This is a genomic window from Bradyrhizobium sp. SZCCHNRI2009, assembly GCF_032485115.1.
In the GTDB taxonomy this organism is placed as follows: Bacteria; Pseudomonadota; Alphaproteobacteria; order Rhizobiales; family Xanthobacteraceae; genus Bradyrhizobium.
On the sequence record NZ_JAUEUH010000019.1, the window covers coordinates 1 to 1,238 of the forward strand.

General features: G+C 61.3%; 1 protein-coding gene. It reads left to right on the plus strand.

Annotated features, from left to right (window positions below):
• The first annotated feature begins 83 nt into the window (after positions 1-83).
• Positions 84-1,186 (plus strand): IS3 family transposase gene (locus QX041_RS34340; protein WP_315705332.1). Its coding sequence is split into 2 segments (ribosomal slippage): positions 84-345 and positions 345-1,186, totalling 1,104 coding nucleotides; the frame shifts between segments, so codons are not numbered across the junction.
• Positions 1,187-1,238: the final 52 nt, after the last annotated feature.

The window sequence follows — 1,238 nt, forward strand, 5'->3', positions numbered from 1 at the left end:
TGATCTGAGGCCGGAAAACTGGACCATTTTTGGCTAGAGTCTTGCGCTTGCCGAATCCCCTCGGCTGGGAGGAGCGGAAGACGATGAAAGCCTCGAAGTTTTCGGACGCCCAGAAGGCGTTCATTCTGAAGCAGGGCAATGACGGCGTGCCGGTCGCCGAGATCTGCCGCAAGGCCGGGATCAGCCCGGCGACCTATTTCAATTGGAAGAAGAAGTATGACGGGCTGCTGCCGACCGAGATGCGTCGGCTGAAGCAGCTCGAGGACGAGAACGGCAAGCTGAGAAAGCTGGTCGCTGATCTGTCGCTCGACAAGGAGATGCTGCAGGACGTAATCCGCCGAAAGCTGTGAAGCCTGGTCGGAAGCGCAAGCTCGTCGACGAGGTCTGTGGCGAGTGGCAGGTATCGATCCGCAGGGCCTGCGACGCCCTCGAATTCGACAGGTCGACCTACCACTACAGATCCCGTCGCTCCGACCAGGCCGCCCTCGAACAACGGATCAGGGAGATCTGTCAGGTTCGCGTCCGCTACGGTTATCGCCGCATTCACGTCGTGCTTCGTCGCGAAGGATGGCGCCACGGGCAGAACAAGACGCGGCGGGTCTATCGCGAGTTGGGCCTGCAACTACGCAACAAGACGCCGAAGCGCCGGGTCAAGGCCAAGCTGCGGGACGATCGCAGGCCGGCGACGCGATCGAACGAGACCTGGGCGATGGACTTCGTCCACGATCAGTTGGCAACCGGACGTAAGCTTCGGGTGCTCACGATCGTCGACATCTTCTCCCGATTCTCGCCAGCGCTGACACCGCGGTTCACTTTCCGCGGCACCGATGTCGTGGAGATACTGGAAGGAGTCTGCAATGAAGTGGGATTCCCGGCGACGATCCGCGTCGATCAGGGCACCGAGTTCGTGTCGCGCGACCTCGACGTCTGGGCCTATCAGCGCGGCGTGACGCTGGACTTCTCCCGTCCGGGGAAGCCGACCGATAATGCCTTCATCGAGGCGTTCAACGGACGCTTCCGGGAGGAATGCCTCAACGCCCATTGGTTCCTGAGCCTTGCCGACGCCCAGGAAAAAGTGGAGAATTGGCGCAGGTACTACAACGAAGAGCGGCCCCATGGCGCGATCGGCAACAAACCGCCGATCCTGCTGCAGAACCACGATGGCGCAACCAGCCCGCCGCCGTGATCAGAGGCGCAAAACTCTAGTTCTGGGTGGTCCAAAGTTCGGCCTCACTGCA